Origin of the sequence: Nitrososphaera sp. AFS (assembly GCF_009898475.1) — an archaeon.
Taxonomy (GTDB): Archaea; Thermoproteota; Nitrososphaeria; order Nitrososphaerales; family Nitrososphaeraceae; genus Nitrosopolaris.
The window spans coordinates 1-5,769 of the sequence record NZ_QURE01000129.1; the positions used below are offsets into that span (position 1 = coordinate 1).

General features: G+C 39.3%; 2 protein-coding genes. One reads left to right on the plus strand and one right to left on the minus strand.

All coding sequences use genetic code 11. The features are described from left to right. Nucleotides 1-145: 145 nt before the first annotated feature. On the plus strand, nt 146-3,457 hold the full coding sequence (locus DYY65_RS11050; RefSeq protein ID WP_162478016.1) for a hypothetical protein: 3,312 nt from the start codon (nt 146-148) through the stop codon (nt 3,455-3,457). Between the two features lie 1,453 nt (nt 3,458-4,910). Here the strand turns inward: DYY65_RS11050 and DYY65_RS11060 are convergent. Beyond that, entirely contained in the window at nt 4,911-5,747 is an 837-nt protein-coding gene (locus tag DYY65_RS11060; protein WP_162478018.1) for a cupredoxin domain-containing protein, read from the minus strand. Nucleotides 5,748-5,769 lie beyond the last annotated feature (22 nt).

Here is a 5,769-nt window from a genome sequence, read left to right on the forward strand (position 1 = left end):
TAAAGCATCGTTTGAGTTTGCAATGATTTGCAATAAATTGTAATACTTATAGTGCGCAGTCAGTCAATTTGCCGGCAGTCCTAATTTATAACCGTTTTAAACAATGAAATCACATAATTAATAATGTCTGGAGCTTTGTATTCTAATGGCCAGTATATATGATAGAAACATTAACTACGGCGAAAGGAGTAGAATTATTCGTGAAAGTAAAAGTAAAGGCCAAAGTGAAAGTAAAGGTAGTAGAAGTAACAATGGAAGAATGAATTGTTACGTTAGTATTGTTGTCTTTACTTTATTAATATTCTCAATATTTACTCTGGCTCTGAACAACTCTATTACCATAGATCATATGGCTCAAGCGCAGCTTGTAATAGGACAGCAATTGAAGAATCCTGGTACTATACCAGCAGAGCTAGCTGCATCGACTATTAATGCTGGTAAACCTCCTAGTACTAGCAATTTTAATATTACAAAGGGCTATAAAATAGAGCCTGTTTTATGGAATCTTACTCTCCCAAGCAGTGTAGCTTTTGACACTGTAGGAAATATGTTTGTAGCTGAAGCAGGCCAAGGTTTTGGTGGGTTAATGCCTACGCCTAGAATACTAAAAATTGACCATAATGGCACAATCTCTCTTGTAACAGACAAGTTTTTGAATGGTCCTATCACTAGTATGGTTTTCCATCAAGGGAAATTGTATGTAGCCAACAAGGGCAAAATATCTACTGTTAATCCTACCAATGGTGCTGTTCAGGATTTAATTAATGATTTGCCAGCTGGAGGTGACCATCCTACGAATGCCATAGCATTTGGACCAGATGGCAGGCTGTACTTTGCACAGGGAAGTGCTACCAATAGTGGAGTAGTAGGTGAGGATAGCTACTCTCCTAATTTAGGATGGCTAGCAAGTTATCCTTTTGTACATGACGTTCCTGCAAAGAATATTACATTATCAGGACAAAACTTTCAGACACCAAATTTGTTGGCGGATGGTCCCAAAAATATGACTGTTATAAGAGATATGATAGTCAAGGTCAGTAATACTCAAAATAATACTGGCGGTAAAGGTAAAATCAGTAGTGGCCTTGGAACTGGAGTTGTGGCGGGAAACGTTACTGGCAATGTCACGACAGGAGCGTTTGTTGCTTATGGCAATAGTACCCAAAAAGGAGAAAAGATTAATGGAAATGTTAGATGTAGTGGCTGTATAATAAGTGCCAAGCCAGATGGAACAGATCTGAAGGTAGTTGCTTGGGGGATGAGATTGGATGCGTTTACAGGAGTGGCATTCGATAAATCTGGTAAACTTATCGTAACCGATCCTGGCGCAGAAGAGAGGGGTAGTAGGCCAATAAAGGGCGATGACGACAAAATATGGAGTATTGACGTTTCAAATTCTACTAACTGGGGTAAATGGTATGGATGGCCAGACTTTTTTGGTGGAAAGAATAAACAACTGCTTCCAGTAACTGATCCACAATTCAAATCTCCCAGAGGAAATATGCCATTACAATTTCTAATGGAAAATCATCCTCCACATCAAAAGCTATTTGCTGATGCAGGATATGCTGTGAAGTTGACAGCTGCTGTAACTTATAACGGAAATAACAAGAACAATACGTTTGGCCTCAATGGCTCAGCTTTGGTTGGCGAATATGGAACTCATGCTCCTTTTACTCATGAGTTCCAACAGAAAGTGCATGAATATCTGCCAGGCAATACGAATACAACTATTGTAGGTCAAAAAATTATCAAGCTTGATACTAAAACGGGTAACTTTAGCGATTTTATCTCTTTGAAAAAACCTGACCCATATTTCAGGCCTGTGGGACTAAGCTTCAGTAACGATGGTAATGCACTCTACGTAGCTAGTCTTGGAAGAAGTGAATTCCACACAACATTACCATCTGGCGAAAAGCTCCCAACTCCCACTATTTGGATGTATACTAATACTGGAATAATATGGAAAGTCACACGAATATCAGGTGTAGCCGCAACAGAGCCACCACCAGCTAAGTTACATCTTTCACCAGAGCTTACTGTAACATACAATTCTGGACCTCCACCTTCAACAAGTGTCCTTAATCTGCCTGCAGGCTACAAAATACAGCCGATCTTGTGGAATGCCAACATTCCTGGTAGCGTGGCTTTTGATGATAAAGGAAATATGTACATTGGTGAAGTAGGCTTTGCATATGTTGGTCTTGATACACAGCCCAGAATACTCAAAGTAGATCATCAAACTGGTAACGTCTCAATTTTTGTTGATAGAGGACTTGATCGTCTGCTTACTAGCATGGTGTATCATAATGGTTCGCTCTATGTATCAAACGGAGGACGAGTATCAACTGTAGATATGAAAGGTATGGTTAGGAATCTAATAGTATCATTGCCTGGTCTTGGAGACCACTATGTTGATGGATTTGCATTTGGACCAGATGGAAGGATGTATTTTGGTGTTGGTACTGCTACTAATAGTGGCGTGGTAGGACATGATAATCCTTGGGCCAAATTTATTCCATCATTTCATGATATTCCAGGCAAAACTGTTACACTGACTGGAACTAATTTTAAATCTCGTAACTTTCTGCAAGCTCCTGGAAATGCAACAGTAACTACAGGTGCCTATAGCCCATACGGTACTCCAACAAAGCCTGGTCAGGTCATAAAAGGTGACATTAAATGTACTGGATGCATATTGAGTGCAAAGCAAGACGGTACAGATGTAAAGCTAGTAGGTTGGGGCTTTAGACATCCATATGGACTAGCTTTTGCACCAGACGGTAGCCTGGTTGTATCTATGAATAGTGTTGATGAGAGAGGTAGTAGGAATGTTGCCAACTCTGCAGATCCCATATACGTCATAGACGTCTCCAATCCAAATAACTTGGGCAAGTTTTATGGGTGGCCTGATTACTATGGAGATGGACTTCCAGTAACTGATCCTCAGTTTAAGTCTCCCCTTAATAACCAGACGCTAACTCCACTCATAAAGAATACGCCTCCTCCAGTTAAACCAACTATACTTACAGACGTAGGTGCTGCCTTAACTCAGGTTGCAGTCTCTAACAGTAGTAACTTTGGTCCTCAGTACAAAGGTCAAGCCTTCATAGGCGAATATGGCACACTTGCCCCTCAGACTCATCTTACCGCGGCATCTCCTTTAGGTCCATATATAGGATCAGTCATGGGTAAAATAATAGGGCAAAAGGTCATTTCATTTGACCCTGTGACTGGTAACTTCAAAGACTTTTTAACATTAAACACTGCAAATGGGAACTTTAGGCCTACTGGGCTTCAGTTTAGTCCTGATGGAAAAGCATTGTATGTAGTAGGTGTAGGACTCAATGAAGTAAGAACCATTACTCCTAGTGGTGCGGTATTGCCATATCCGCTCGGACTGCCATATGCATTTGAATATACAGGAATTATTTGGAAGATAACACATACTGGATAATAGAACCTCTCACAGATTAGGCAGGAAGGCAGGCACGTAGTCATATAAATTAACACGGCATATCATATCTTTATGATATTAAGATAGATTATTTTCCTTCTGCTCCTAACCTTTTCTATTTTTCACATACTACTCTTATCTGCTTGGAAAAACGTAAATCTAAACCTGACCTCCCCTGATTTGAGATTTGCAGATAACATTCAAGGAACTTGTTCCGCACTATTAGTTACTGACATTCACTTATGCGATTGAGCAATATTANNNAGAAAGTTAACTTATCCTAACTAATATAAATTGATTGACACCTTGTCAGGTGAGTATTAAATTTTTATAATGATGATCGATCAAGGAAGCTTTTTCTGTCTCTGAAAGCAGGTTGAAATCTGACTGATGATAAATACAGAATGTCTTGCACGTAATTGGATCCTTGGCATGACCATGAAATTTTGACGGCATGGAAGATTCACATCTTAGGAGATCCTTTTCTTGTCATTGTCAAACAAATCAAATAAACTCATTTTGCAAACTTGATTCTGTGCTCATTTTGAGAATACTATAATTAAAAGTAGAATGTCTGAATCTTAGGATAGAATCAGCATTCGCTTCTATTAGTAGGTCTTTCCTACTATCGATGGCTAAAGTGATTAGCCTTCTTTGCCTTACTTACTTTAAATTACCTACTTTACTATGACCTTACCGACCATAGTTGGGTGTATTTGACAGAAATATGGGAACACTCCTGCTTTAAAGAATATATGTGAAAAATGACCCCCTAATAATCCAGAATCAAATTGATTACCTAGGTGTGGATCTTGTAGTCCAGTACCTGAAGTTACTGTATGCACTACGGTATCTTCATTATTCCATGTTACTACACCTCCAGCTTTAATATTTACAGGATTTGGTTGATAGGCTTTATCTCTCAACAAAGCTGCTCCTACTACAATAGCAACTTTGTTTGTAGGTGGGAAGTAAGAAGTAGAGTTGGCTTCTTTGGGTGGGAAAGGTGAACCAGGGGCATTAGCATTTGTTGTTTTATTGCCCTGAGTAGTTGTAAGCTTGGATACGTTAGAATTAGGTTGAGATGTGCTGCTGTTGGTGTTTGGCTTAGGAGTGGTACTGTTGCTGCTGTTTTTTGTTGTATTTGACGCTGATGGAGGTTGTGGTGTTGATGTCTTGGTAGCAGTACTGTTTAGAGCAGTTTGATGCGTAGTATTTGCAGGAGTTGTAGTTGCAGCCTCAATTCTGTGATTTAGAACTACAAGATTAACATTTACAAATGAAAATAAAATAAACATTGTCGCTATTAAGCTGATTACAACTAATCTCGNNNCTATTGGTAGACCTATTTTTGATAAAGTAATCGTCAACCATAACTACCACCAAGAATAGAGCATTATACGATTTAAAGAGTATACCACATTTTCGTAAGCAATGCCTAAATGCATTGTGTTTAGCCTGTGGAAGACCTCGGACTAGGAGTTATATCAATAGTACCTTGCATCCATGGATGAATTTTGCAATAATATGAAATGGTTCCAGGTAGATGGTCAATTGCTAATGTTATTGAACTACCAGGGATTACTGGCTGTGTATCAAATGAACCATCTACAGCTGTTGCTGTATGTGCCACATAGTCCTTGTTTGTCCATGTTACTCTGGCATCAACTGGTACTACGGCATATGTGGGTATAAAGTATGGACCATAGCTGTTAGTGTAAGCTGTGCCTTGTGGCATCTCCACTTTTACATCTACAAAGTGAGTTGAACCAACAGTACTGTTCAGTACTCGCTCCGTTTCTTGAACTCCTGTAAATACAACCCCACTCATATAAGGATGGATTTGACAAAAGTATGCAAATGTCCCTGATTTATCGAATATACGAGTGTAAGAAGATGGTCCATATGATGATCCTTGTGGCCAAATTAGACCTGAATTGAAACGCACAGCAGTAACGGTATGGCCGACTGTATCATCATTTACCCATTTAACTGAATCTCCTTGTTGGGTTATAACTCTACTAGGAGAAAAGAATCGATTATTCCAGCCTTCTTTTCCGTCACCAAACAGAATTTGTACTATGTGTGTGTGAGAATTACCAGTTGTATTAGATGCAACCTGATGGGTCGCGCCATTGTTATTTTTAGGACTTATGTTAGTAGTAGAAGGAGGCTGATGCAGACTGAGTGTATTAACTCTACTGATTTGTACTACGTACCCAACAGCAGCCAAAGAAATTATTATCAATGCCAGTCCTACACCCTGTAAAATGCGGTTAGCAGCAGTCATCTACCGACTAGATTCATAGCAC

Bases quoted from the DNA above. Each gene is read 5' to 3' on its own strand.
- DYY65_RS11050 (WP_162478016.1), top strand. From the start codon at position 146: ATGGCCAGTATATATGATAGAAACATTAACTACGGCGAAAGGAGTAGA.
- DYY65_RS11060 (WP_162478018.1), bottom strand. From the start codon at position 5,747: ATGACTGCTGCTAACCGCATTTTACAGGGTGTAGGACTGGCATTGATA.